Source organism: Enterobacter sp. 118C5, from assembly GCF_034107645.1.
Taxonomy (GTDB): Bacteria; Pseudomonadota; Gammaproteobacteria; order Enterobacterales; family Enterobacteriaceae; genus Enterobacter; species Enterobacter nematophilus.
The window spans coordinates 65234-89863 of sequence record NZ_JAWNEU010000013.1; the positions used below are offsets into that span (position 1 = coordinate 65234).

Below are 24630 nucleotides of genomic sequence, written 5' to 3' on the forward strand. Positions count from 1 at the left end.
AGGGAACGCATGGAAATCTTCTTCACAATACTCATCATGACCCTTGTGGTCTCGTTATCCGGGGTGGTCACACGCGTACTGCCCTTCCAGGTCCCCCTGCCTTTAATGCAAATAGCTATCGGTGCGCTGCTGGCGTGGCCGACGTTCGGTCTGCACGTGGAGTTCGATCCGGAACTGTTCCTCGTGCTGTTTATCCCGCCGCTGCTGTTTGCCGATGGCTGGAAAACCCCCACGCGCGAGTTTCTGGAACACGGTCGAGAGATCCTCGGCCTGGCGCTGGCGCTGGTCGTCGTGACCGTGGTCGGGATTGGCTTCCTGATCTACTGGACCGTACCGGGTATCCCGCTCATCCCCGCCTTTGCGCTGGCCGCCGTGCTGTCGCCTACCGACGCCGTGGCGCTTTCCGGCATTGTGGGTGAAGGGCGTATTCCGAAGAAAATCATGGGCATTTTGCAGGGCGAGGCGCTGATGAACGACGCCTCCGGTCTGGTCGCCCTGAAGTTTGCCGTGGCGGTTGCCATGGGAACGATGATCTTTACCGTGGGTGGCGCGACCCTGGAATTCTTCAAGGTGGCGATTGGCGGTATCCTCGCGGGCTTCGTGGTGAGCTGGCTGTACGGCCGCTCGCTGCGCTTCCTCAGCCGCTGGGGCGGCGATGAACCGGCAACGCAGATCGTCCTGCTGTTCCTGCTGCCGTTTGCCTCTTACCTGATCGCTGAACATATCGGCGTTTCGGGCATTCTGGCGGCGGTAGCGGCGGGGATGACCATCACCCGTTCCGGCGTAATGCGCCGCGCGCCGCTGGCGATGCGATTGCGCGCCAACAGCACCTGGGCGATGCTGGAATTCGTGTTCAACGGCATGGTATTCCTGCTGCTGGGCCTACAGCTGCCGGGCATTATGGAGTCCTCGCTGATCGCGGCGGAGGCGGATCCAAACGTTGAAGTCTGGATGCTGTTTACCGATATCGTGCTGATCTACATGGCATTGATGCTGGTGCGTTTCGGCTGGCTGTGGACGATGAAAAAATTCAGCATGCGCTTCCTGACCAAAAAGCCGATGGAGTTCGGCTCCTGGACCACGCGCGAGCTGCTGATTGCCTCCTTCGCGGGCGTGCGCGGGGCAATTACCCTCGCCGGTGTGCTCTCTATTCCGCTGCTGCTGCCGACGGGCGACGTCTTCCCGGCGCGCTACGAGCTGGTGTTCCTTGCGGCGGGCGTGATCCTCTTCTCGCTGTTTGTCGGCGTGATTATGCTGCCGATTTTACTCCAGCACATTGATGCCGGTGACTCGACCCAACAGCACAAAGAGGAGCGGATTGCCCGCGCGGCCACGGCGGAAGTGGCGATTGTGGCCATCGAGAAGATGGAGGAGCGCCTGGCCGCCGATGCCGAAGAGAACATTGATAACCAGCTGCTGAAGGAAGTCAGTTCACGCGTGATAGGTAACCTGCGCCGCCGCGCCGACGGGCGTAACGACGTGGAAAGTTCGCTGCAGGAGGAGAACCTGGAGCGCCGCTTCCGCCTGGCGGCGCTGCGCTCAGAGCGCGCCGAGCTATACCACCTGCGCGCGACGCGTCAGATCAGCAACGAGACGCTGCAAAAGCTGCTGCACGATCTGGACCTGCTGGAAGCGTTGTTGATAGAGAATCAGTAGCGCGCTTTGCCCCTCACCCTAACCCTCTCCCCATAGGGGAGAGGGAACCGATCGAGCCCCTCGCCCCTATGGGGAGAGGGGTTGGGGTGAGGGGTCAGGGCACCCAAAACCCCTCACAGCATTGCAGCCACGCCTGCGCGCTCTGTGATAAATACACTCCTTCACGCCAAATCATCCCCAACTGCCAGTGCAGATCGCTCTCCAGCGGGATCCAGCGCAGCGTGTTTTTATCCAGCCGCTCGCAAATCGGCTGCGGCAGAATGGCAATCCCCACGCCCGCCTGCACCATCGCCGCCAGGAAATCCCACTGGCCGCTGCGCACCGCAATGCGCGGCTTCACGTTATGGTGGTTAAACAGGGTCATCAGCTGGCGGCTTAAGGCGAAGTCTTCGTTGTAGATCAGCAGGGGATGTTCGCCGAGAAGCTCGGGCTTCACCGAGTCTATCTTCAGCCAGTCGCCGGAGCGGGGCACCAACACGCACAGCGGGTGGCTAAAGAGCGGCAGCGTCGCCAGGCCGCTCTCCTCCTCCACGGGAAGGGCGGTCATCGCCACGTCCAGCTCGCCGTTGATCACCGCCTGCTGCACGGTCAGGCCGCCAAATTCAGAAATTTTAAGCTCAACGCCGGGGTAGCGCTGGCGGAACAGGCTAATCGGCCCGGCCATCATCATGCCGACCATCGGCGGAATGCCCAGGCGTAACAGCCCTTTAGTCAGATGGTTGATGTCCGCAAGCTCGGCCTCAAGCTGGCGGAACTCCGCCAGGATCGCCAGCCCGCGCTCGAACACCACGCGTCCGGTATCCGTTAGCAGCAGCTTGCGTCCGTCGCGGATCAGCAGGGTACAGTTCAGCTCATCTTCGAGGTTTTTCAGCATCTTGCTGATGGTCGGCTGGGTAACGAACAACTTCTCCGCTGCGCGGGTGAAACTTTGCTGGCGAACCACCTCGACAAAATAGCGCAGCGTTCTTATGTCCATGATTATTCCTCGAAACTATACCTTCGATGATTTTAATTCATTTCAGTCGATGACGTACGCTCACTATACTGGCGCCTCGTCTCATTTCTGAGGAAAACCCCCATGGCCGTGGCGTTAAGCCGTGTTACGCCTGCCGTTGTGCAACGACTCCAGGTCCCGGTTCAGGTACTGCTCTACGCGGGACTGTTTGTTTTTGCGGAATACCTTGTCGACTGGCTGCACCTGCCTTTACCCGCCAACCTGGTGGGGATGGTACTGATGCTGACGCTGATCCTCTCACGTGCGTTACCCCTTAGCTGGGTGCGGGCCGGCGCGCGCTGGCTGCTGGCGGAGATGCTGCTGTTCTTCGTTCCGGCCGTGGTCGCCGTGGTGAACTATGCGCAGCTGCTGATGGTCGACGGCTGGCGCATCTTCGCGGTTATCGCCCTGAGCACGCTGATGGTGCTGGGCGCCACCGCCTGGGTGGTGGATAAAGTGTATCGGTTTGAAATCAGCAGGCAGAAGCATGACTAACTTTCAGATTAGCGTGCTGTGCCTGATTGCGACGGTCGTCATCTACTTTGCCAACAAGCGCCTGTACCGCCGCTTCCGCGCGCTGCCGCTGATGCCGCTGGTCTTCACGCCCATCCTGCTGGTGCTGATGCTGGTTTTCGGCCATATCTCCTGGCAGAACTACATTGGTGAGTCCCACTGGCTCCTGTGGCTGCTCGGCCCGGCGACCATCGCTTTTGCGGTGCCGGTGTATGACAACCTGAAAATCATTAAACGCCACTGGATGTCGCTCAGCGCGGGCGTCGTCACCGCCACGGTGGTGGCGGTGTGCAGCTCGGTCTGGCTGGCGCGGCTGTTTACGCTGCCTGATGAAATCCAGCGCAGCCTGGCCGTACGCTCGGTGACCACGCCGTTTGCGCTGGCGGCCGCCAAACCGCTCGGCGGGCAGCCGGATCTGGTGGCGCTGTTTGTGGTGGTCACGGGCGTCTTTGGCATGGCGGTGGGGGATGTGCTGTTCCTGCGGCTCTCTATTCGGGAAGGGATGGCGAAAGGGGCAGGGTTTGGCGCGGCGTCGCACGGCGCGGGGACGGCGCGTTCGTATGAGCTGGGTCAGCAGGAAGGGGTCGTTGCAAGCCTGGTGATGATGCTCTCGGGCGTGACAATGGTACTGATTGCGCCGCTGGTGGCGTGGGTGATGTTTTAAGCTCCCCGGCCAGAATGACCGGGGAGAAAGGCTTAGTGCGCGCGGCCCTGCTCGACGCCCAGGCCGGTTTGTGAACGGATAAACTGGGCGCGGAACTTCTCACGCTCCAGGTTACCCTCCGGCGAGTTGTCGGTGGCCGAGAAGACCCAGATACCGATAAACGCCACGGCAATAGAGAACAGCGCCGGGTACTCGTACGGGAAGATAGCGCTTTCGTGACCGAGGATCTGCACCCAGATGGTCGGGCCGAGGATCATCAGGATCACCGCCGTCAGCAGGCCCAGCCAGCCGCCAATCATCGCCCCACGGGTGGTCAGTTTGGACCAGTACATAGAGAGCAGAATGATCGGGAAGTTACAGCTTGCCGCAATCGAGAAGGCCAGCCCCACCATAAAGGCGATGTTCTGCTTCTCGAACAAAATCCCCAGCAGAATGGCGACCACGCCCAGCACCAGCACGGTGATTTTGGAGACCTTCAGCTCATCGCGCTCGCTCGCGCCTTTACGGAAGACGTTGGCGTAGAGATCGTGCGATACCGCAGACGCGCCCGCCAGCGTCAGCCCTGCCACCACCGCAAGGATGGTGGCGAAGGCCACGGCGGAGATAAAGCCGAGGAACAGGTTGCCGCCCACCGCGTCGGCCAGGTGCACCGCCGCCATGTTGTTACCGCCGATCAGCGCGCCCGCCGCGTCTTTAAACGCCGGGTTCGCCCCCACCAGCATGATTGCGCCGAAGCCGATGATAAAGGTCAGGATGTAGAAGTAACCCATAAAGCCGGTGGCGTAGAAGACGCTCTTGCGCGCTTCACGCGCATCGCTCACGGTAAAGAAGCGCATCAGAATATGCGGCAGGCCAGCGGTACCGAACATCAGGCCGAGACCGAGAGAGAGCGCGGAAATCGGGTCTTTCACCAGCCCGCCAGGACTCATGATCGCTTCCCCTTTCGGGTGGACAGCCATCGCTTCGGTAAACAGATTATTGAAGCTAAAGCCGACGTGCTTCATCACCATAAAGGCCATAAAGCTGGCGCCGAACAGCAGCAGCACCGCTTTGATGATCTGCACCCAGGTGGTCGCCAGCATGCCGCCGAACAGGACGTACATCACCATCAGCACGCCCACCAGCACCACCGCGACGTGGTAGTTCAGGCCGAACAGCAGTTCGATCAGCTTGCCTGCCCCCACCATCTGGGCAATCAGGTAAAGAGCCACCACCACCAGCGAGCCACAGGCGGAGAGCATGCGGATAGGGCCCTGTTTCAGGCGGTATGAGGCCACGTCGGCAAAGGTATAGCGACCGAGATTACGCAGGCGCTCGGCAATCAGGAACAGAATGATCGGCCAGCCGACGAGGAAGCCGAGGGAGTAGATCAGCCCGTCGTAGCCGGAGGTGTAGACCAGCGCGGAGATCCCGAGGAACGAGGCGGCAGACATAAAATCACCCGCAATCGCCAGCCCGTTCTGGAAGCCGGTAATATTGCCGCCCGCGGTGTAGTAATCGTTACGGGAGCGCACGCGTTTCGACGCCCAGTAGGTGATGTACAGCGTCAGCACCACGAAAATCAGGAACATCACAATCGCCTGCCAGTTAGTTGGCTGGCGCTGGACTTCGCCGGTAAGGGCATCCGCCGCGCTTGCAGCAAAGGGAAGTGTGGCGGCAAGCGCCGTCAGAACTCGCTTCATGATGCTTTTACCTCTTGCAGTACCGCTTTATTGAGACGATCGAATTCACCGTTGGCGCGCCAGACGTATACGCCGGTCAGCAAGAATGAAATCACAATCACGCCAATGCCAATCGGAATGCCGCGCGTGACGCTGGTACCCGCATGCAGCGGGGTGCCCAGCCAGTGCGGCGCAAAGGCGATCAGCAGAATAAAGCCGACGTAGATAATCAGCATGATGATAGAAAGTAAGAAGGCAAACCGTTGCCGTTTATCGACGAGCTCCCTGTAGTGCGCACTATTCTCTATCTGCTGACAAATATCATGATTCATCACAGAAATCTCCAGAGGTAAGGTTGGTTTGTTTTATCCCCTCTCCTCTTTGGGGTGTGGGTTAGGGGGAGGGGAGGAAGGTGCGGTCTGATGCCCTCACCCCGGCCCTCTCCCACGGGGAGAGGGAGAAAATATTAGGAAGGCATTGCGATGGCCTGCTTCTCTTCGAGCAGTTTGTCCACCACGCCAGGATCCGCAAGCGTCGAGGTATCACCAAGGTTGCTGGTGTCCCCCGCCGCGATTTTGCGCAGGATACGGCGCATAATCTTGCCAGAACGGGTTTTCGGCAGCGAGTCGGTCCAGTGCAGCACGTCCGGCGTGGCAAGCGGGCCGATCTCTTTACGGACCCAGTTGCGCACTTCGGTATACAGCTCCGGCGATGGCTCTTCGCCGTGGTTCAGGGTGACGTAGGCGTAAATCGCCTGGCCTTTGATGTTGTGAGGAATGCCCACAACCGCCGCTTCGGCAATCTTCGGATGTGATACCAGCGCGGACTCAATCTCCGCCGTGCCCAGACGGTGACCGGAAACGTTCAGCACGTCGTCCACGCGTCCGGTGATCCAGTAATAACCGTCTTCGTCACGACGCGCGCCGTCGCCGCTGAAGTACATGTTTTTAAAGGTCGAGAAGTAGGTCTGCTCGAAGCGCTCGTGGTCACCGAACAGGGTGCGCGCCTGGCCCGGCCAGGAATCGACGATCACCAGGTTGCCCTCGGTGGCGCCTTCCTGCGGATTGCCTTCGTTATCCACCAGCGCAGGCTGCACGCCGAAGAACGGACGGGTTGCCGAGCCGGCCTTCAGCTGCGTTGCGCCCGGCATCGGGGTGATCATGAAGCCGCCGGTTTCGGTCTGCCACCAGGTGTCCATCACCGGGCACTTCTCGTTGCCGATCTTCTTCCAGTACCATTCCCAGGCTTCCGGGTTAATGGGTTCGCCCACGGAGCCGAGGATGCGCAGTGAAGAGCGGTCGGTGCCCTCGATGGCTTTATCACCTTCCGCCATTAGCGCGCGGATCGCCGTTGGCGCGGTGTAGAGAATGTTGACCTGGTGCTTATCGACCACCTGACACATGCGCGCCGGGGTCGGCCAGTTCGGTACGCCCTCAAACATCAGCGTCGTTGCGCCGCAGGCCAGCGGGCCGTACAGCAGGTAGCTGTGGCCGGTCACCCAGCCCACGTCGGCGGTACACCAGTAGATGTCGCCAGGATGGTAGTCGAAAACGTATTTGAAGGTGGTGGCCGCATAGACCAGATAGCCGCCGGTGGTGTGCAGAACGCCTTTCGGTTTACCGGTTGAGCCAGAGGTGTAAAGAATAAACAGCGGATCTTCCGCGTTCATCTCTTCAGGCTGATGCTGGTCGCTCGCGTTTTCAATCAGGTCGCTCCACCACAGGTCTCGCCCCTCGTTCCAGTCGATCTTGCCGCCGGTACGCTTAAGGACAATGACGTTGCTGACCGTTTTGACGTTCGGGTTTTTCAGCGCTTCGTCGACGTTTTTCTTCAGTGGGATACCGCGTCCGGCGCGCACGCCCTCGTCGGCAGTGATCACCAGCTTCGAGTTAGAGTCAACGATGCGTCCGGCAACCGCTTCCGGCGAGAAGCCGCCGAAGATAACGGAGTGGATCGCGCCGATGCGCGCGCAGGCGAGCATGGCCACCGCCGCTTCCGGCACCATCGGCATGTAGATAGCGACCACATCGCCTTTTTTAATGCCTGTTTCCAGCAGAACGTTGGCAAAGCGGCAGACGTCGCGGTGCAGCTCTTTATAAGAGATGTGTTTGCTCTGAGAGGCATCGTCACCTTCCCAGATAATGGCCGTTTCATTCCCGCGTTCGGCAAGATGGCGGTCCAGGCAGTTCGCCGCCAGGTTCAGCGTGCCGTCTTCATACCATTTAATGGAGACGTTGCCCGGCGCGAAAGAGGTGTTCTTTACCTTCTGATAAGGTTTGATCCAGTCAAGGATGTGACCCTGCTCGCCCCAGAAGGCGTCCGGGTTAGTAACAGATTGCTGATATTTCTCGTGGTACTGCTCCGGGCTGATCAGGCAACGGTCCGCAATGTTTGCGGGAATGTCGTGTTTGTGTATTTGGCTCATGGCTTTTTTTCTCCTTGTAAGATGTTAATAATATGTCGCAAAAACGTTAATAGTAGGGGCTTTACAAGCTTTGTTTATTATTTGGGCGACAGATCACGCATTGTTTGAACAGGCTGAAAATTGAGCGAATGAAACTTTGAAGGGAAATAATTCACGCCATCGATTATTCACAATTCTTTATAAAAAAGCGTTTTTATAACAAAAGGTTATTTATCAGAATTATGACAAACTCGCGTCATAACCGCTTTTGGTAGTGAAATGCGTCGTTCTTTAAGGCTTGCGCAACAGGTAGCGCAGATGATACTCATACGCCGCGTTAAAAAATCCCATAAACCAACGCAACACAATTCATACCCTTTCAGTATGTCTCCATATTCATGCAGTTTTGCTGGTACGGAGATTTCATTGAGGAAGTCAGTTTCTATGAAAAATTTGAAAGTCAGCCTGGCCTGGCAGATCCTGCTGGCCCTTGTGCTGGGCATTTTGCTGGGCAGTTATCTTCATTATCATAGCGACAGCCGCGAATGGCTGATTGCGAACCTGCTCTCTCCGGCAGGCGATATTTTTATTCATCTGATTAAGATGATTGTGGTGCCGATTGTGATCTCGACGCTGGTGGTCGGTATCGCGGGCGTCGGCGATGCAAAGCAGTTAGGACGCATCGGCGCGAAAACCATTCTCTATTTCGAAGTGATCACCACGGTTGCGATTATCCTCGGCATTACGCTGGCGAACGTGTTCCAGCCGGGCTCCGGGATCGATATGTCGCAGCTGGCTACGGTGGATATTTCGAAATACCAAAGCACCACCGCTGACGTGCAGAGCCATTCCCACGGTCTGATGGGGACTATCCTGTCGCTGGTGCCGACCAACATCATTGCTTCCATGGCGAAAGGCGAGATGCTGCCGATCATCTTCTTCTCGGTGCTGTTTGGTCTGGGGCTTTCCTCCCTGCCGGCGACGCACCGCGAGCCGCTGGTCACCGTGTTCCGCTCTATCTCCGAAACCATGTTCAAAGTGACCCATATGGTGATGCGCTACGCGCCGGTCGGGGTGTTCGCGCTTATCGCAGTGACCGTGGCGAACTTCGGTTTTGCCTCCCTGTGGCCGCTGGCGAAGCTGGTGATTCTGGTGCACTTCGCGATCCTGTTCTTCGCGCTGGTGGTGCTGGGCATTGTGGCGCGCCTGTGCGGGCTGAGCATCTGGATCCTGATTCGTATCCTGAAGGATGAGCTGATTCTGGCGTACTCGACGGCAAGCTCCGAGAGCGTGCTGCCGCGCATTATTGAGAAAATGGAGGCCTACGGTGCCCCAGCGTCTATCACCAGCTTCGTGGTACCGACCGGCTACTCCTTTAACCTCGATGGTTCAACGCTGTACCAGAGTATCGCCGCTATTTTTATTGCGCAGCTGTACGGCATTGACCTGTCGCTGTGGCAAGAGATCGTGCTGGTGCTGACCCTGATGGTGACGTCTAAAGGTATCGCAGGCGTGCCGGGCGTCTCCTTCGTGGTGCTGCTGGCGACGCTTGGCAGCGTCGGTATTCCGCTGGAAGGTCTGGCATTTATTGCCGGTGTGGACCGTATCCTCGACATGGCGCGTACGGCGCTGAACGTGGTGGGTAACGCGCTGGCGGTGCTGGTTATCGCCAAGTGGGAACACAAATTCGACCGTAAAAAAGCGCTGGCGTATGAACGCGAGGTGCTGGGTCGTTTTGATAAAACGGCTGACCAGTGATGTAACGATTCTTCCCTCTCCCCTTTGGGGAGAGGGTTAGGGTGAGGGGGATTCTACTCCCCGCTCAACGCATCAAACTCTTCACACCCCGTATCAAACCCTTCCGTACAGCTCAGGTTCAACCAGTACAGCGCTTTCTGTTTATTGGGCGTGATAAAGCCTTTCTCACCCTGCTGGAACAGCATTCCTGCCCAGTATTCCGCATAGCCAGTACGTGACAGAGACGAGCTACGCTTAAACCAAGATGCCGCCTGTACGTCATCCTGCGCCACTTCTACGCCGTTGGCATAAATCAGCCCCAGCAGCAGCTGCGCATCGACCGCCGAGTCGTTGTCGATATCTTCGGTCGCCGTTTGCAGGAGCTTGATGGCCTGAGGATAGTCGGTTTTACCCGCCTGCGTATTCACCAGAATGCGCGCCAGCATAATTGTGCCGCGCTTGCTGCCGGCGATGGTGGCCTGCTGCGCCAGCGCTTTAGCCTGCGCGTAATCCCCCTGCGTAAAGAGGATCTGCGAGAGTAATCCCATGGCGTCGACATCACCGCCTTTCGCGGCTTTCTCGGCCCACAGCGCGGCCTGCTTTTTGTCACCGGAGCTGAAGTACGTATCGGCGAGATAATACTGGGCGCGGGCATCGCCGGCTTCCGCCTGCTTCTGGTACTGGCTGCCTATCTCATCCGCGCGGGCGAACGACGTAAAAAATAATAACAACAGAAAAATGGCTTTCATGGATTCTTATCATCTGGGTACACGCCGCGCAGTATAATCGCGGTAGCAAAAGAAAAAAATGGGTGCATTAAGACCTCAGCATCCTACAAGCCGGGCGGAACCGTGATTCCGCCCGTAGAGGTTAGCCTGCCAAGCAGGCTAATTTCGCCGCCACCTCCTGATGTTCACTCTTTATTGAAAACTCGCAGAGTCTACCGCGAGTAATAAAGGTAAAAATCACTATCGTCAGGCAGATAATAAAGACGATGCCTAACGCAGCTTTTAATGGCGTCATGCCTTTTACTCCTTGTCAAAAAAAGAATAAGAGGTTACGCTCAACCTGTTGGTAGTTGAGGGGTAGCCTCGGGTGAATGAAAATTTCCCGGGGCTTTCCACTTTCTGTCCCTCAACAATGCTCAAGACAGAAAGTCTTAAGCACCCGCCGCACATCTTATCCCTCTGAATTAAAATGCAAAGATGTAATTCTTTCCTGCGCGAATTACATTATTTTGCGAGCCGCTTTCCAGAATAATAATTGATATTTTTAATGTTTTAAGCGGAAATAAAAAGGGAGTGAATAACTCACTCCCTTTATTCAACGATTAATTAACGGCTTCAACCCATTGCGCTTTCACGCAGCCGTGCTTTCAGCTTGTTATATTCGTCGATCACATACTGTTCCGCCGCGTGCTGATCCGCAATCGGCTCCACGTTGACGGCGCAGTATTTATACTCCGGCGTTTTGGTTATCGGGCTTAGGTTCTCCGTCACCAGCTCGTTACAGGCACCAATCCACCACTGGTAGGTCATATAGACCGCCCCTTTGTTTGGACGGTCGCTGACCTGCGCGCGGGTAATGATGCGGCCCTTGCGCGAATTCACCCACACCAGCGCTTCATCCTCGATGCCGAGGCGCTCCGCGTCGGCGGTGTTGATCTGCGCGTAGCCCGGTTCGTCCGCCAGCGCCGCCAGCGCGGCACAGTTGCCGGTCATTGAACGGCAGGAGTAGTGGCCCACTTCACGCACGGTAGAGAGCACCATCGGATACTCGTCGGTGAGCTTGTCGATCGGCGCGACCCAGTCGCAGGTGAAGAACTGCGCCAGACCGTTCGGGGTGTCGAACTTCTCTGCGAAGAGGTACGACGTGCCCCGATCGGCCTCCGACTCGTCCCGGCACGGCCACTGGATGTAGCCCAGCTCACCCATTTTTTCATAGGTGGCACCGTAGAAGTCCGGACACAGGTGCCGCAGCTCGTCCCAGATCTCCTGGGTATTGTTGTAGTGCATCGGGTAGCCCATGCGGGTGGCGATTTCGCTGATGATCTGCCAGTCCGTTTTCAGATCCCACTTCGGTTCAACCGCCTTAAAGAAGCGCTGGAAGCCGCGGTCCGCCGCCGTGTAGACGCCCTCATGCTCGCCCCAGGAAGTCGACGGGAGAATCACATCCGCCGCCGCCGCGGTTTTGGTCATGAAGATATCCTGGACAATCACCAGCTCCAGATCCTCAAAGCCTTTGCGCACCGCAGACAGCTCGGCGTCGGTCTGGAGCGGATCTTCACCCATGATGTAGGCCGCACGCACTTCGCCGTGCGCCGCGCGGTGCGGCAGCTCGCTGATGCGATAGCCGGTGTGTGCCGGCAGGCTCTCCACGCCCCAGGCCTTCGCGAACTTCTCGCGGTTTTCCGGGAACTTCACGTACTGGTAGCCCGGATAGGTATCCGGCAGTGCGCCCATATCGCAGGCACCCTGGACGTTATTCTGGCCGCGAACCGGGTTAACGCCGACGTGCGCCTTGCCCAGGTTCCCGGTCAGCATCGCGAGGCTCGTCAGGGAGCGCACGGTTTCCACGCCCTGGTAGAACTGGGTCACGCCCATGCCCCACAGGATGGCGGCGGTTTTCGCCCCGGCATACATCCGCGCCGCCTGACGGATCTCCTGCGCGCTGACGCCGGTGATCGCTTCTACCGACTCCGGCGTATAGCCTTCGACAATTTTCCGATACTCTTCAAAGCCTTCCGTACGGCTCGCGACAAACGCCTGGTCGTACAGGTTCTCCTCAATAATGACGTGCCCCATCGCATTCAACAGCGCGATGTTCGAGCCGTTTTTCAGCGCGATGTGCATATCCGCAATGCGCGCGGTTTCGATTTTGCGCGGATCGCAGACGATGATTTTCGCCCCGTTCTGTTTAGCGCGAATAACGTGATTCGCGACGATAGGGTGAGAATCCGCCGGGTTATAGCCAAAGATGAACACCAGATCGGTGTTATCTATCTCATTGATGGCATTACTCATTGCGCCGTTACCGACCGACTGGTGCAGACCTGCAACCGATGGGCCGTGTCAGACGCGAGCGCAGCAGTCGACGTTATTGGTTCCAATAACGGCGCGCGCGAATTTTTGCATCACATAGTTGGTTTCATTCCCGGTCCCGCGTGAGGAGCCGGTGGTCTGAATGGCATCCGGGCCATACTTGGCCTTAATGGCGCCGAGGCGCGTGGCGACGTAGTCCAGCGCCTCGTTCCAGGAGACGGCTTCCAGCTTGCCGCCGCGCTCGCGGCGGATCATAGGGGTTTTCAGGCGCGGGGTGAGGATTTGGGTATCGTTAATAAAATCCCAGCCGTAGTACCCTTTCAGGCACAGCGTGCCCTGGTTGGTTTTCCCCTGCGCGGCCTCCGCCCGGACGATTTTGCCGTTATCGACCACCAGGTGGATCTTGCAACCTGAGGCACAATAAGGGCAAACCGTGACGACTTTTTTCATCAGTCTGCTCCAGTTAATCAAATCTTTCGCACCGACTAATGCAGCTTCTATGCCATGTTTTTAATGTGGTTACCGCAGGGCTTGATGGGCGATTTTCTGGCGAAATCCCTGACGAAAGGCCGGCAATCGTCAAAATTGACGTGTCGAATGGGCAGCGGATGTGACATGGGTTGAATTTCCGTCATGGAAAAAACCATTTCACTGGAGCCGACGGCAGAATGGTTCAGACTTAACATAATCCCCTGACGGAAGCATATCATGAAACCGGCGATACTGGTGGTCGATGACGATATGGCAGTCTGCGAACTGCTGCAGGACGTGCTGAGCGAGCACGTCTTCAGCGTGCTTGTCTGCCATAACGGTCAGGATGCGCTGCGGCAGGTCCAGCAGGAGCCGGCTATCGCGCTTGTTCTGCTGGATATGATGCTGCCGGATATCAACGGATTACAGGTTTTGCTGCAGCTGCAAAAGCAGCGCCCGGCGCTGCCGGTGATCATGTTAACCGGGCTGGGCAGTGAATCAGACGTGGTGGTGGGGCTGGAGATGGGGGCCGACGATTATATTGGCAAACCGTTTAATCCTCGCGTGGTGGTGGCTAGGGTTAAAGCCGTGCTGCGACGTACCGGGGCGCTGGCGGCAGAAACGCCTATGCCGCGCGCGGCGGGGATAACCTTTAACGACTGGACGCTGGATACCACCCGCTGTGAACTGATTGATCCGCAGCGTAACGTCGTGCCACTGACTCAGGGTGAATATGGCCTGCTGCTGGCGCTCACGCAGAATGCCCGCCGGGTACTGAGCCGCGAGCAGCTCCTTGAGCTCACCCACAGCGAAAGTACCGAGGTGTTCGACCGCACGATTGACGTGTTGATCATGCGCCTGCGCCGGAAAATTGAAGCTAACCCGCATCAGCCTGCGCTTATCAAAACCATACGCGGGCTGGGCTACGTTTTTGCCGCCGATGTGTCCCATAGCGAGAAAGCGGCCTAAGTATTCTCTTTAATAAACAGCTGCAGTTCGGCCAGCGTTTTCGCGCCGTCAATCGCATTGGCCGCCAGCAGGCTGGCCCGCGCGCAGGCGTGCGCCAGATAAATGCTCTCCGTTAGCGACAGCGATTCATGGCAGCCGTATAAAAAGCCCGCGCAAAAGGCGTCGCCCGCGCCGACGCTGCCGATAATCTCGTTCTGCTCCAGCCTCCACGACGGAACCCATTTGCCTGCTTCTCCCGGGGCTTCACCCCATGCCCCTTCCGGGCAGTGGATCACCACCCGCTGGCGAACGCCTGCCGCCAGCAGCTGCGCGGCGGCTTCCGCGATATGGGCGATGTTCAGCGCGTCACTGCCGTCGCGCATCTCCAGCCCGCTAAACTCCCCGGCTTCCAGCTCGTTAATCACCAGATAATCAAGATGGCGCAGGGCAGGGAGCACCAGCGGCTGGTAGCGCGGGTCGCCCTTGCGGGACACCAGGTCAAGGGAGGTTTCATATCCCTGCTCGCGCATCTGCGCCAGCAGCCGCGCGCTGCGGGTGCCAAATTCCTCATCCGGCATATCCAGGCTGTCGAGCAGCAGCAGGTAGCCGAGATGGAAGATCTTCATCGATCCGTCGAGACGATCGAAGGCGGGAAGATCCAGCAGGCGGTTGGCGCCCGGCGAGTGGAAAAAGGTGCGCTGTCCGCTGGGATCGGTCATCACCTGCGACATGGAGGTCGGGGCGAAGGTGGTGCGCTGCACCCGCTGGCGGTTAACGTGATACTGGTCGAGCATCGCCAGAATGTAATCCCCGTCGCCGTCTTCCCCAATCAGCCCCACCGCCTGTAGCGGCAGGCCAGCGTGCATTTTCGCCAGCGTCAGCAGCACGTTCAGCGGCGCGCCGCCGGTGGAGCGTTCGCTGTGGGTGATTTCCGCCAGCCAGCCGCGCTCCGGCCACTGCACGATCTGGTGGACGTGATCCACCAGCATGTTGCCTGCGGCGATGATGCCTTTGCGTTCCATTATGCCTGCCCCGCGCTGCCGAAGATGCGCATCTGTTCGGCGACCGTATCGGTTATCGCCTCTTCTATCCCCAGCAGCAGTTCGGCAAACTCGTCATAGAGCGGCTGGCGGTTCGCCATGCGCAGCTCGACGGCAGCGAGCGCGGCCTGCGACATGCCGGTGTAGAAGTTGATTTTATGAATGCCCAGCTCGATGGCGCGGCGGAAATCGGCATCGCTAATCCCGGATCCGCCGTGCAGCACCAGCGGCAGCCCCGTCTGCTGACGAATGGCGTCCAGGCGCGGGAAATCGAGCTTCGGTTCGCCTTTGTATTTCCCGTGCGCGTTACCGATGGCGACGGCCAGCGCGTCGATGCCGGTCTTATCGACAAACTCCCGCGCCAGCTGCGGGTCGGTAAAGAACGCTTCGTCCGCATGCCCGTACAGCGCGCCGCCTTCATCCCCGCCTACCGCGCCCAGCTCCGCCTCTACCGAGACGCCCACCGCGTGGCACATCTTTACTACTTCCCGGGTCTGGCGAACGTTATCCTCGTAGCTCAGCGTCGAGCCGTCGAACATCACCGAGCTAAACCCCAGGCGCAGGGCGCGCACTACGGCCTCGAAATGCAGGCCGTGGTCGAGATTCAGCACCACGGGAATATCGTGACGGGCGGCTTCGAACTTAACCGCTTCGACAAGCGAATCCAGGGACACATACTTAAAGTGCACTTCGGCGATGTTGATGATAAACGGCGAGCGTTCCTGCTTTGCGGCGGCAAACAGCGCGCGCAGAAAATGGGAGTCGAGCACGTTAAACGCGCCCAGCGCGTAGCGATGTTTCCTGGCGTGCTCAAGACCGTCGGCAAGAGAAATCAGTGGCATCATTCACTCCTTATCTCTGAAACAGGTTGTACTCGTTGCACAGCACCAGCACCGCCGGTTCGTCTTCTTCGATATTGTTATAGCGGGCAATGGGCTGTAAAAAGTGGTTGTCGTGCTCGTCGTCATTCACCGACGACACTTCGCCCACCAGCACGTCGCCGAAGCCGCGTTCGCCCCAGAAGCTGTGGTACAGGCCGGGCGTCAGACAGATGCTTTCCCCTGGTGTGAGGCGCAGCTGGCTGCCGGGCGCGTGGGTTTGCCGACAGCCGTCAATCGTGACGGTCACGTCCGTGTTTTCAGTCTCCTCATGCATCCCGGCATTCCATAACTCAATAATCAGATTCCCGCCGCCCCGGTTGATGATGTCTTCCCGCTTGCGCCAGTGAAAATGCATCGGCGTCACCTGGCCGTCGCGAACGTGCATGATTTTTTCGGCGTAGCATTTCTCATACGGTGCACCGTTCGGCGAGCCGTTGCGCAGGGTAAACAGCGTCAGGCCCTGGGTGGCAAAGCTGTTGCCGCCGAACGCCGTCACGTCCCAGCCGAGCTTGAGGTCGAACACCTCCTGCCACGCAGCCCGATCGAGCTGCTGCCATTTGGTCGGCGGAAAGCTGGCAAACGGCGGGAGATGCACGTCGTGCATGGAAAAGAACTGCCGCGTATGGCCGAGAATTTCATTGATGTCGGAGCGTTTCATGGGACTCCCGGAGTTATGTGCTAAACCTTGCCCCTCACCCTGGCCCTCTCCCCAAAGGGGAGAGGGTGTAATCGTCCCCTCTCCCCTTTGGGGAGAGGGTTAGGGTGAGGGGTGTTATTTAACCGTCCACCCCTTATACGTGCCGACGTTCTTTTTATCGATCATCGTCACCGGGATCAGCACAGGCTCTTTTGGCGCAGGTTTGCCCTGCAAAATGTCATAGCCGATCTCCACCGCCTTCGCCGCCATCACCTGCGGATCCTGCGCCGGGGTCGCGACGAACAGGGAGTTTTCGCGCTTCAGCGCCTCTTCACCGTCCGGGGAACCGTCCACGCCGACGATAAAGAACTCGTTGCGCTGGGCCTGTTTCGCCGCCAGATCGGCACCGATCGCCGTCGGATCGTTAATTGCGAATACGCCGTCGATCTTCGGATTAGCCGCCAGCAGAGAGGTCATCACTTCCAGCCCGCCTTCACGACTGCCTTTGGCGTTCTGGTTGTCCGAGAGCACCTTGATGTCCGGATGTTTTTTGAATTCCGTCTGGCAGCCTTCCACGCGGTTTTGCACCGCAGAGACTGGCGGTCCGTTGATGATCACCACGTTGCCTTTGCCTTTCAGGCGGTCGGTAATGTACTTACAGGCCATTTCCCCCGCCTGGGTGTTATCGGAGGTGATGGTTGCATCGGCCCCTTCCGCCGCCACGTCCACCGCCACGACCACGATCCCCGCCTCTTTAGCGCGCTTCACCGCCGGGCCGATCCCTTTGGAGTCCGCGGCGTTGAGGATGATCATGTCCACCTTCGCGGCGATGAAGTTATCGATCTGCGACACCTGCTGGCCCAGATCGTAACCGCTGGAGACCAGCGTCACCTTGACGTTATCGCCCGCCAGCTTGCGCGCTTCCAGCTCGGCACCTTTGGTGATCTGCACGAAGAACGGGTTAGCCAGGTCGCCCACCGTCACGCCGATGGACTTCAGATCTTTTGCCTGCGCAAACGGCGTTGCGGCAAGCAGCGCGCCAGCACAGAGCGCGGTCACTAAGGGTTTCAAACGCATCTTGTCTTCCTCGCTTGTAGGGTATTGTTGTTATGCACTTTGATGGTGTCGGGTACGGTATTTGTCGATCAGCACCGCTATGATGATCACCGCCCCTTTGATCACCAGCTGCCAGAAGTAGGAGACGCCCATCAGCGTCATGCCGTTGTTGAGGGTGGCGATGATCAGCGCCCCCACCAGCGTGCCGGTGATCGTGCCGATCCCGCCGACGAAGCTGGTGCCGCCGAGGATCACCGCCGCAATCGCATCCAGCTCGTATCCCGTGCCGAGGTTGCCGTTGGCGCTGTAGAGGCGCGAGGCGCTCATCACCCCGCCGAGGCCGGAGAGCAGGCCGCTCATGCCGTAGACAAACAGCAGCACCAGCCAGACCTTGATGCCGGTTAAGCGCGCCGCCTGCATGTTGCCGCCGACCGCGTAGATATGAACGCCGAGCGTGGTGCGGCGCAGGATAAACCAGCACACCGCAATCACCGCCAGGGCAATGACCACCAGCCACGGAATGGGGCCGAGATAGTTATTGCCGATCCACTCGAAGCTGATGTTGGAGTTAATGACCGTGGTGCCGTCCGCCAGCAGGTAGGCCGCGCCGCGCAGCGCCGTATAGGTGCCGAGCGTGACGATAAACGGCGGCAGCCCGGCGAAGGCCACCAGCGCGCCGTTGAACAGCCCCAGCACCATGCCGAGCATCAGCGCCGCCGGAATGGAGAGCATCGCGAATTCAGGGATAAGCGAGACCACCATCGCCGCCACCGCCGTGGTGCCCAGAATCGAGCCCACGGAGAGGTCAATCCCGCCGGTCAGGATGATGAAGGTCATCCCCGCCGCCAGCACGATGTTGATCGACGCCTGACGGGTAATGTTCAGCAGGTTGCTTTCGGTAAAGAAGTTCGGGGCGATAAAGCCAAACACCGCCACAATCAGGATTAAAATCGGCAAAATGCCGACCGTTTGCATCAGATCGCTCATCAGCATTTTTTTGGCGGAGGCGGATTTCGCCACCTGCTGCGGATGGGTTGGAGTTGTCATGATTGCACCGCCTGATGATGTGTGTCGTTTACGCCGGTTGCCAGCGTCATAATGTTTTCCTGAGAGATGTCGCGCCCGTGCAGTTCACCCGCGATGCTGCCTTCCCGCATTACGTACACCCGGTCGCTCATCCCCACCACTTCCGGCAGCTCGCTGGAGATCATCAGAATCGCCACCCCCTTGCGCGCCATCTGGTTCATGATGCGGTAGATCTCGCTTTTGGCGCCGACGTCCACCCCGCGCGTGGGTTCGTCGAGGATCAGAATGCGCGGGCCAATCGCCACCCAGCGGGAGATCAGCAGCTTTTGCTGGTTGCCGCCGGAGAGCCCGCCCGCGCGCACCTGAGAATGCGGCACGCGGATGTTTAGCAGGGCGATAGCGTCGTCGGAAATGGACTGGGCTTTTTTGCGGTTAAGCATGCCAAAGGTGGCGTCGCGCTCCAGCGTCGCCATGGTGATGTTCTCCTGCGCCGCCAGCTCCAGAAACAGCCCCTGCTCCTTGCGGTTCTCGGTAAGAAAACCGATGCCGTTTTCAATGGCCGCGCGCGGGGAGTGGATCACCACCGGCTCGCCGTCGACCTCAATCATTCCGCCCGTGGCCTTGCGCACGCCGAAAATCAGCTGCGCCAGCTCGGAACGTCCGGCCCCGACCAGCCCCGCCAGCCCGACGATTTCGCCGGAGCGCACCTGCAGGCTGCACGGCTGCACTTTTTTACCGTCCGTGAGGTGGTGTACGTTGAGACGCGGGCTGCCGAGAGGGATATCACGCTCTTTGTTGAACAGATCGCTGAGCGGGCGGCCCACCATCATTTTCACCAGCTCGGAGGCGTTGAGTTTGTCGCGCGTCAGGCTGCCGACGTACTGCCCGTCGCGCAGAACGCTGACGCGGTCTGAGAGTTCATACACTTCCGCCATGCGGTGGCTGATATAGATAATCGCCATGCCCTCATCGCGCAGGCGCAAAATCAGTTCGAACAGGCGGTGGGTTTCGCGGGAGGAGAGGGCGGCGGTGGGTTCGTCCATCACCAGGATGCGGCTGTTGCGGTGCAGCGCGCGGGCGATTTCCACCTGCTGCTGTTCGGCGATGGTCAGCTTCATCACCAGGTCGGTGGCGCTGAACTGCGCGCCGAGACGGTCAATCACCGCCTGCGCCTGGGCGGCCATCTCCTTGCGCTGCACCAGCCCGCCGCGCGACAGCTCGCTGCCGAGGAAGATATTTTCGGCCACGGTCAGATTGGGGGCGAGCTGCATCTCCTGGTAAATCAGTGTGATGCCTGCGGCCAGCGCGTCCTTCGGACCTTTAATGTGAAACGGTTGACCGTCGATCAGGATCTCGCCGCTGGTGGCGGTATAGGCCCCCGCGAGGATCTTCATCAGCGTGCTTTTTCCCGCGCCGTTTTCACCCATCAACGCGTGGATCTCACCGGGGAAGACCGTCAAATCTACGCCCTTGAGCGCGTGGAAATTGCCAAAGGTTTTGGCAATGTGGCGCATCTCTAAAACCGGGGTTCTGCTCATGGCGGATCTCCTGTGAATGTCGATATCTGCACTTCATCACAGGTGCGTAAATGCAAAATGTCAGAAGCTGTTCATATTTGTCATAGTTATGAATAGCGAATGTGGATCACAGTTACGGAGTCAACATGTCTTCACGCCCCCCGTTCTTCACCAGCGCCCGCGGTCGCCTGCTGATTTTTAATCTGCTGGTGGTCGCCGTTACGCTGATGGTGAGCGGCGTGGCGGTGCTCGGCTTTCGTCACGCCAGCCAGATCCAGGAGCAGGTGCAGCAGCAAACGCTGGACGACATGACCGGCAGCATGAACCTCGCGCGCGACACGGCCAACGTCGCAACGGCGGCGGTGCGGCTTTCTCAGGTGGTGGGGGCACTGGAGTACAAAGGCGAGGCCGAGCGGCTGAAGCAGATGCAAACGGCGCTGCGCCGCTCGCTGGAACAGCTTGCCGATGCCCCGCTGGCGCAGCAGGAGCCGGCGCTGGTGGCGCGGATTATTCGCAGAAGCAATGAATTACAGCAAAGCGTAACGGAGATGCTGGAGCGCGGGCAAAAGCGGCATCTTGAGCGTAACGCGCTGCTGAGCTCGCTCTATCAAAGCCAGAGCTATTTACGCCATCTGCAGGACATCAACCGCCGCTTCGGCAGCAACGTGCCTGACGCGCGGCAGCTGATGGAGATGGATCGGCTGATCGTGGCCGCCATTGATACGCCTTCGCCGCGCGCGACCATTCAGCAGCTGGACGCTGTGACCGCCGCGCTGCCACGGAGCGCCATACAGCCGGTCGTGGAGGGCGTTCTGCCCGATTTTAACGCCGAGCTGCGCAAGCTTGCCCCGCTGTCGAAGCAGCTGGAGGAGAGCGATCTGTCCATCAGCTGGTATATGTTCCACATCAAGGCGCTGGTGGCCATCCTTAATAGCGATATTAATCAGTACGTTGAGCAGGTGGCGCAGGCCTCCCGGCTTCGCACGGCCCAGAGCCATCACGAGCTGCAATCCATCAGCGTGTTTATCAGCATCTTCGCCGTGCTGGCGCTGGTTATCACCGGCTGCGCCTGCTGGTATATCTACCGCAATCTGGGCTCCAACCTGACGGCCATCTCCCGGGCGATGTCGCGACTTGCCCACGGTGAACAGGATGTGTCGGTGCCCGCCCTTCAGCGGCGCGACGAGCTGGGCGAGCTGGCGCGCGCGTTTAACGTTTTTGCCCGCAACACCGCCTCGCTTGAACACACCACGCGTCTGCTGAAAGAGAAAACCACGCAGATGGAGATCGACCGCATCGAGCGTCAGGGGCTGGAAGAGGCGCTGCTGCACAGCCAGAAGATGAAGGCCGTTGGACAGCTGACCGGCGGGCTGGCGCATGATTTTAACAACCTGCTGGCGGTGATTATCGGCAGCCTCGAGCTTACCGACCCTGAATCAAACGACGCGCCGCGCATTACCCGTGCGCTGAAGGCGGCCGAACGCGGCGCGCTGCTGACCCAGCGCCTGCTGGCGTTTTCCCGCAAACAGTCCCTGACGCCGCATGCGGTAGAGATGCTGCCCCTGCTGGAAAACCTCCGTGAACTGATGCGCCACTCGCTGCCCGCCACGCTTACCCTGGAGATTGAAGCGCAAACCCCGGCATGGCCCGCGTGGATTGACGTCAGCCAGCTGGAAAATGCCATTATCAACCTGGTGATGAACGCCCGGGATGCGATGGAAGGCCAGAGTGGGGCGATTAAAATTCGCACCTGGAACCAGCGCGTGACCCGCAGCGACGGACGCAGGCAGGATATGGTGGCGCTGGAGGTCATCGACCGCGGCAGCGGGATGTCGCAGGAGGTGAAGTCCCGGGTTTTTGAACCGTTTTTCACCACCAAGCAGACCGGAAGCGGCAGCGGGCTGGGCCTGTCGATGGTGTACGGTTTTGTGCGTCAGTCCGGGGGGCGGGTAGAGATCGAAAGCGCGCCGGGACAGGGAACAACCGTGCGGCTGCACCTCCCGCGCTCGACGCTGCCCGCCGTATCGGAGGATGTAGCGCTGGCTGCCACAACGTCCGTGGATAACGAGCGGCTCGTACTGGTGCTGGAAGATGAGGCGGACGTTCGTCAGACCCTGTGCGAACAGCTGCATCAGCTTGGCTACCTGACGCTCGAAGCGGACAGCGGCGAACAGGCCCTGAGCATGCTGGCAGCGTCGCCGGATATTGGCATGTTTATCAGCGACCTGATGCTGCCCGGAAGCCTGAGCGGGGCTGAGGTGATTAACCATGTGCGCAGTCATTATCCGCAGCTTCCGGTGCTGCTGATCAGCGGGCAGGATTTGCGCCCGGCGCATAACCCGCAGCTGCCGGACGTTCAGTTGTTGCGTAAGCCGTTTACCCGCCAGCAGCTGGCGCAGGCGCTGCGGAAGGTCTGTTGATAAGCGGTAATATTTAGGAATTCATCAAGAGCCTGCATGAAGCGGGTGATGCTAACCTGCGCAAAATTTAGCAGATTGGGATATAAAGGGAACTATGCCGGTACTCACAAGAGGGGACTCACATATGATCGTGATGCCTACAACATACAGCCCCAGGACGGTTGCAAGGTCATTTAAGCTCGTTGATGAATTTGAACTCTCCGGGCGGGTGTTACATGTCATTTTTGATAGCCTGACGCCAAGGGCTGCGATTATTGAAGCAGATGTCGAAACTTTTGATGGTGTGCCCAGACATCGGGTAGTTGCTGCCCTGGATTTGCAACGTAAAACGCATTTGGGTGAAGACATTATTGCCGTAGAGCGCTGCTGGGAAGATGCCAACGTTATTCAGGTAGAAGGGATATGCGTTGATCCTGCCGAGCGTGATAAGGGACTGGCAACCCGCCTGTATGAAGCCCTGGTATTACAATGTGGCGTTACGCTTGTCAGCGATTTTGAGCAATATGAAGGCGGCAAGATGCTTTGGCAGAAAATAGCCCGCGAATCAGACCAAATTGCGGTATTTGTACTTGATACCGAGCAGGGGGCATTTTGGCCGTATGACGGTAGCAAAGTTATTTATGATGGAGGCTGTATTCCTGAAGATCGTATCTGGAGCCATTCACCGGATCAAAAATGTTATGGCATCGTTCTGGTTGCAGAAAATAAACGCCGAGCGAATCAGCTAATGGAAGAGTCCGCTCGCAACAGAATTTGAGATTCCTCCGCTACCCCGGTTCCCAGCCATTCATTACCGTAAGGCCAGTTCCCCTGCGAGTCTGGCCTTATGAAACGTTACTCTACCGTCCTGTTATTTGGTCTGCTGACTTTAACCAGCCAACTGGCGCATGCCGATGTGATTGATGACGCCATTGGCAACATTCAGCAGGCGATCAACGATGCCTATAACCCAAGCAGCAGCCGTAATGATGATGACGACGATCGTTACGACCGCAGCCGTCAAATCGACAGCCGACAGTACGACGACCGTCGTCGGCAGCTTGAAGACCGACGCCGCCGCTTAGACGAGCGTCAGCGCCAGCTGGATGACGACAGGCGTCGGTTAGAAGAGGATGAGCGTCGGTTAGAGGATGATTACGATCGAGGCTAAGTGCGGCCTGTTGCCTTCACCCCAACCCTCTCCCACGGGAGAGGGAGAAAACCTAATCCAGCACCAGCACCATCCCGTCATACCCTGCCTCAATGCCGTCCGGCAGCGGGTTATCCATCATCCACACGTCAAACTGATGGCTGATGTGGGTCAGGATCACCTGCGGGCAGCCAATCACCTCGTTCAGCGCAACCACGGTATTTAAATCACAATGGTTGCGCGGGGTCTCGTCGCGCGGTTCATGGCTGCAGTCGATGATTATCGCCTGTGGCTGATTGTTGAGCAGAAACGTCACCGTTTTATCCGGCAGCCCGGCCGTATCAGAGAGCCACGCCACGCGGCTGTGGGCGGATTCCAGCAGATACCCGAAGGTCAGTTTTGAATGGTTGAGCGGCAGCGGCGTGACCCGCAGCCCCTGCAGCTCAAACATCACGAACGGCTCGACCGTGTGGCTGAAATCCAGAATTCCCGGATGTTTAAACAGGTCGTCACACCCTGCGTCGTCCGGCGGGCCGTACACCGGAATCGTTGCGCCCACGCCCCAGCGCAGGGGGAAGAGCCCCTGGACGTGATCCATATGGTAGTGCGTGAGCAAAAACTGCTGGAAGCTGCCCGCCGGCCAGTCGTCCATCAGGTGCGGAATGCCCGCATCCAGAAGGGTGACCGCGTCGTTGAATTTGACCACCGCGCTGCAGGGGCGACGGCGATAGTTATCCTGCAGGCGCGCCCGGCGGCAGGCCGCGCAGTCGCAGCCAAAGACCGGCACGAGCTGTGCGCTTCCGGTTCCCGTTAACGTGATGGTCAGACTCATAGC

22 protein-coding genes are annotated in these 24630 nt (G+C 58.8%); 8 read left to right on the forward strand and 14 right to left on the reverse strand.

What is annotated here, in order from left to right; all coding sequences use genetic code 11:
- Positions 1-9 precede the first annotated feature (9 nt).
- Positions 10-1656 (forward strand): Na+/H+ antiporter, encoded by a 1647-nt coding sequence (locus UTO39_RS18310; protein ID WP_061099543.1) that lies wholly within the window; start codon positions 10-12, stop codon positions 1654-1656.
- Positions 1657-1750: 94 nt separating this feature from the next.
- On the opposite strand, the gene UTO39_RS18315 is transcribed toward UTO39_RS18310, so the two are convergent.
- Positions 1751-2632: a LysR family transcriptional regulator gene (locus UTO39_RS18315; protein ID WP_151412710.1), complete on the reverse strand. Its 882-nt coding sequence runs from the start codon at positions 2630-2632 to the stop codon at positions 1751-1753.
- Between the two features lie 102 nt (positions 2633-2734).
- Between UTO39_RS18315 and UTO39_RS18320 the strand changes: the two genes are divergently transcribed.
- Positions 2735-3145 (forward strand): CidA/LrgA family protein, encoded by a 411-nt coding sequence (locus tag UTO39_RS18320; protein ID WP_061099541.1) that lies wholly within the window; start codon positions 2735-2737, stop codon positions 3143-3145.
- Entirely contained in the window at positions 3138-3827 is a 690-nt protein-coding gene (locus UTO39_RS18325) for an LrgB family protein (RefSeq protein WP_061099540.1), read from the forward strand. The genes UTO39_RS18320 and UTO39_RS18325 overlap by 8 nt, the downstream gene beginning before the upstream one ends.
- 32 nt (positions 3828-3859) lie before the next feature.
- On the opposite strand, the gene actP is transcribed toward UTO39_RS18325, so the two are convergent.
- From actP to acs, 3 genes are all read right to left on the reverse strand, one after another.
- Positions 3860-5509: a cation/acetate symporter ActP gene (actP, locus tag UTO39_RS18330; RefSeq protein WP_151412711.1), complete on the reverse strand. Its 1650-nt coding sequence runs from the start codon at positions 5507-5509 to the stop codon at positions 3860-3862.
- Positions 5506-5820, reverse strand: a complete 315-nt coding sequence (locus UTO39_RS18335) for a DUF485 domain-containing protein (RefSeq protein WP_266179906.1) — start codon at positions 5818-5820, stop codon at positions 5506-5508. Before UTO39_RS18335 ends, actP begins: the two co-directional genes overlap by 4 nt.
- 134 nt (positions 5821-5954) lie before the next feature.
- The gene (gene acs / locus UTO39_RS18340) at positions 5955-7913 is read right to left on the reverse strand and encodes an acetate--CoA ligase (RefSeq protein ID WP_320727758.1); all 1959 of its coding nucleotides are present in this window, start codon (positions 7911-7913) and stop codon (positions 5955-5957) included.
- A 423-nt stretch (positions 7914-8336) separates the two neighbouring features.
- Between acs and gltP the strand changes: the two genes are divergently transcribed.
- The gene (gene gltP / locus UTO39_RS18345) at positions 8337-9650 is read left to right on the forward strand and encodes a glutamate/aspartate:proton symporter GltP (RefSeq protein WP_028015187.1); all 1314 of its coding nucleotides are present in this window, start codon (positions 8337-8339) and stop codon (positions 9648-9650) included.
- Positions 9651-9703: 53 nt separating this feature from the next.
- On the opposite strand, the gene UTO39_RS18350 is transcribed toward gltP, so the two are convergent.
- From UTO39_RS18350 to fdhF, 3 genes are all read right to left on the reverse strand, one after another.
- On the reverse strand, positions 9704-10378 hold the full coding sequence (locus tag UTO39_RS18350) for a tetratricopeptide repeat protein (protein ID WP_320727759.1): 675 nt from the start codon (positions 10376-10378) through the stop codon (positions 9704-9706).
- A 121-nt stretch (positions 10379-10499) separates the two neighbouring features.
- Positions 10500-10652: a Hok/Gef family protein gene (locus UTO39_RS18355; protein ID WP_151412713.1), complete on the reverse strand. Its 153-nt coding sequence runs from the start codon at positions 10650-10652 to the stop codon at positions 10500-10502.
- Positions 10653-10972: 320 nt separating this feature from the next.
- Complete coding sequence (fdhF, locus tag UTO39_RS18360; protein ID WP_080442041.1) at positions 10973-13120, reverse strand: formate dehydrogenase subunit alpha; 2148 nt, start codon at positions 13118-13120, stop codon at positions 10973-10975.
- A gap of 258 nt (positions 13121-13378) precedes the next feature.
- Here fdhF and UTO39_RS18365 point away from each other — a divergent pair, with 258 nt between their 5' ends.
- Positions 13379-14110, forward strand: coding sequence for a response regulator transcription factor (locus UTO39_RS18365; RefSeq protein WP_320727760.1), 732 nt, complete (start codon positions 13379-13381; stop codon positions 14108-14110).
- Here UTO39_RS18365 and UTO39_RS18370 read toward each other — a convergent pair.
- The 6 genes from UTO39_RS18370 to UTO39_RS18395 form a co-directional block, all read right to left on the reverse strand.
- Positions 14107-15111, reverse strand: coding sequence for a carbohydrate kinase family protein (locus UTO39_RS18370; RefSeq protein ID WP_320727761.1), 1005 nt, complete (start codon positions 15109-15111; stop codon positions 14107-14109). The two genes, UTO39_RS18365 and UTO39_RS18370, sit on opposite strands and share 4 nt — an antisense overlap.
- Positions 15111-15971: a ketose 1,6-bisphosphate aldolase gene (locus tag UTO39_RS18375; protein WP_266179905.1), complete on the reverse strand. Its 861-nt coding sequence runs from the start codon at positions 15969-15971 to the stop codon at positions 15111-15113. Before UTO39_RS18375 ends, UTO39_RS18370 begins: the two co-directional genes overlap by 1 nt.
- Before the next feature lie 10 nt (positions 15972-15981).
- The gene (locus tag UTO39_RS18380; protein ID WP_151412715.1) at positions 15982-16668 is read right to left on the reverse strand and encodes a D-lyxose/D-mannose family sugar isomerase; all 687 of its coding nucleotides are present in this window, start codon (positions 16666-16668) and stop codon (positions 15982-15984) included.
- A gap of 114 nt (positions 16669-16782) precedes the next feature.
- The gene (locus tag UTO39_RS18385) at positions 16783-17724 is read right to left on the reverse strand and encodes an ABC transporter substrate-binding protein (protein ID WP_028015197.1); all 942 of its coding nucleotides are present in this window, start codon (positions 17722-17724) and stop codon (positions 16783-16785) included.
- Between the two features lie 30 nt (positions 17725-17754).
- Entirely contained in the window at positions 17755-18750 is a 996-nt protein-coding gene (locus UTO39_RS18390; protein ID WP_023310077.1) for an ABC transporter permease subunit, read from the reverse strand.
- Complete coding sequence (locus UTO39_RS18395) at positions 18747-20267, reverse strand: sugar ABC transporter ATP-binding protein (protein WP_320727762.1); 1521 nt, start codon at positions 20265-20267, stop codon at positions 18747-18749. Before UTO39_RS18395 ends, UTO39_RS18390 begins: the two co-directional genes overlap by 4 nt.
- A 125-nt stretch (positions 20268-20392) precedes the next feature.
- Between UTO39_RS18395 and UTO39_RS18400 the strand changes: the two genes are divergently transcribed.
- The 3 genes from UTO39_RS18400 (at position 20393) to yjdP (ending at position 23816) form a co-directional block, all read left to right on the forward strand.
- On the forward strand, positions 20393-22666 hold the full coding sequence (locus tag UTO39_RS18400) for an ATP-binding protein (protein WP_320727763.1): 2274 nt from the start codon (positions 20393-20395) through the stop codon (positions 22664-22666).
- Positions 22667-22790: 124 nt separating this feature from the next.
- Entirely contained in the window at positions 22791-23423 is a 633-nt protein-coding gene (locus UTO39_RS18405) for a GNAT family N-acetyltransferase (protein ID WP_151412716.1), read from the forward strand.
- A 69-nt stretch (positions 23424-23492) separates the two neighbouring features.
- Positions 23493-23816: a DDRRRQL repeat protein YjdP gene (gene yjdP / locus UTO39_RS18410; RefSeq protein WP_028015201.1), complete on the forward strand. Its 324-nt coding sequence runs from the start codon at positions 23493-23495 to the stop codon at positions 23814-23816.
- Positions 23817-23868: 52 nt separating this feature from the next.
- On the opposite strand, the gene phnP is transcribed toward yjdP, so the two are convergent.
- Positions 23869-24627: a phosphonate metabolism protein PhnP gene (gene phnP, locus UTO39_RS18415; protein ID WP_116343868.1), complete on the reverse strand. Its 759-nt coding sequence runs from the start codon at positions 24625-24627 to the stop codon at positions 23869-23871.
- Positions 24628-24630 lie beyond the last annotated feature (3 nt).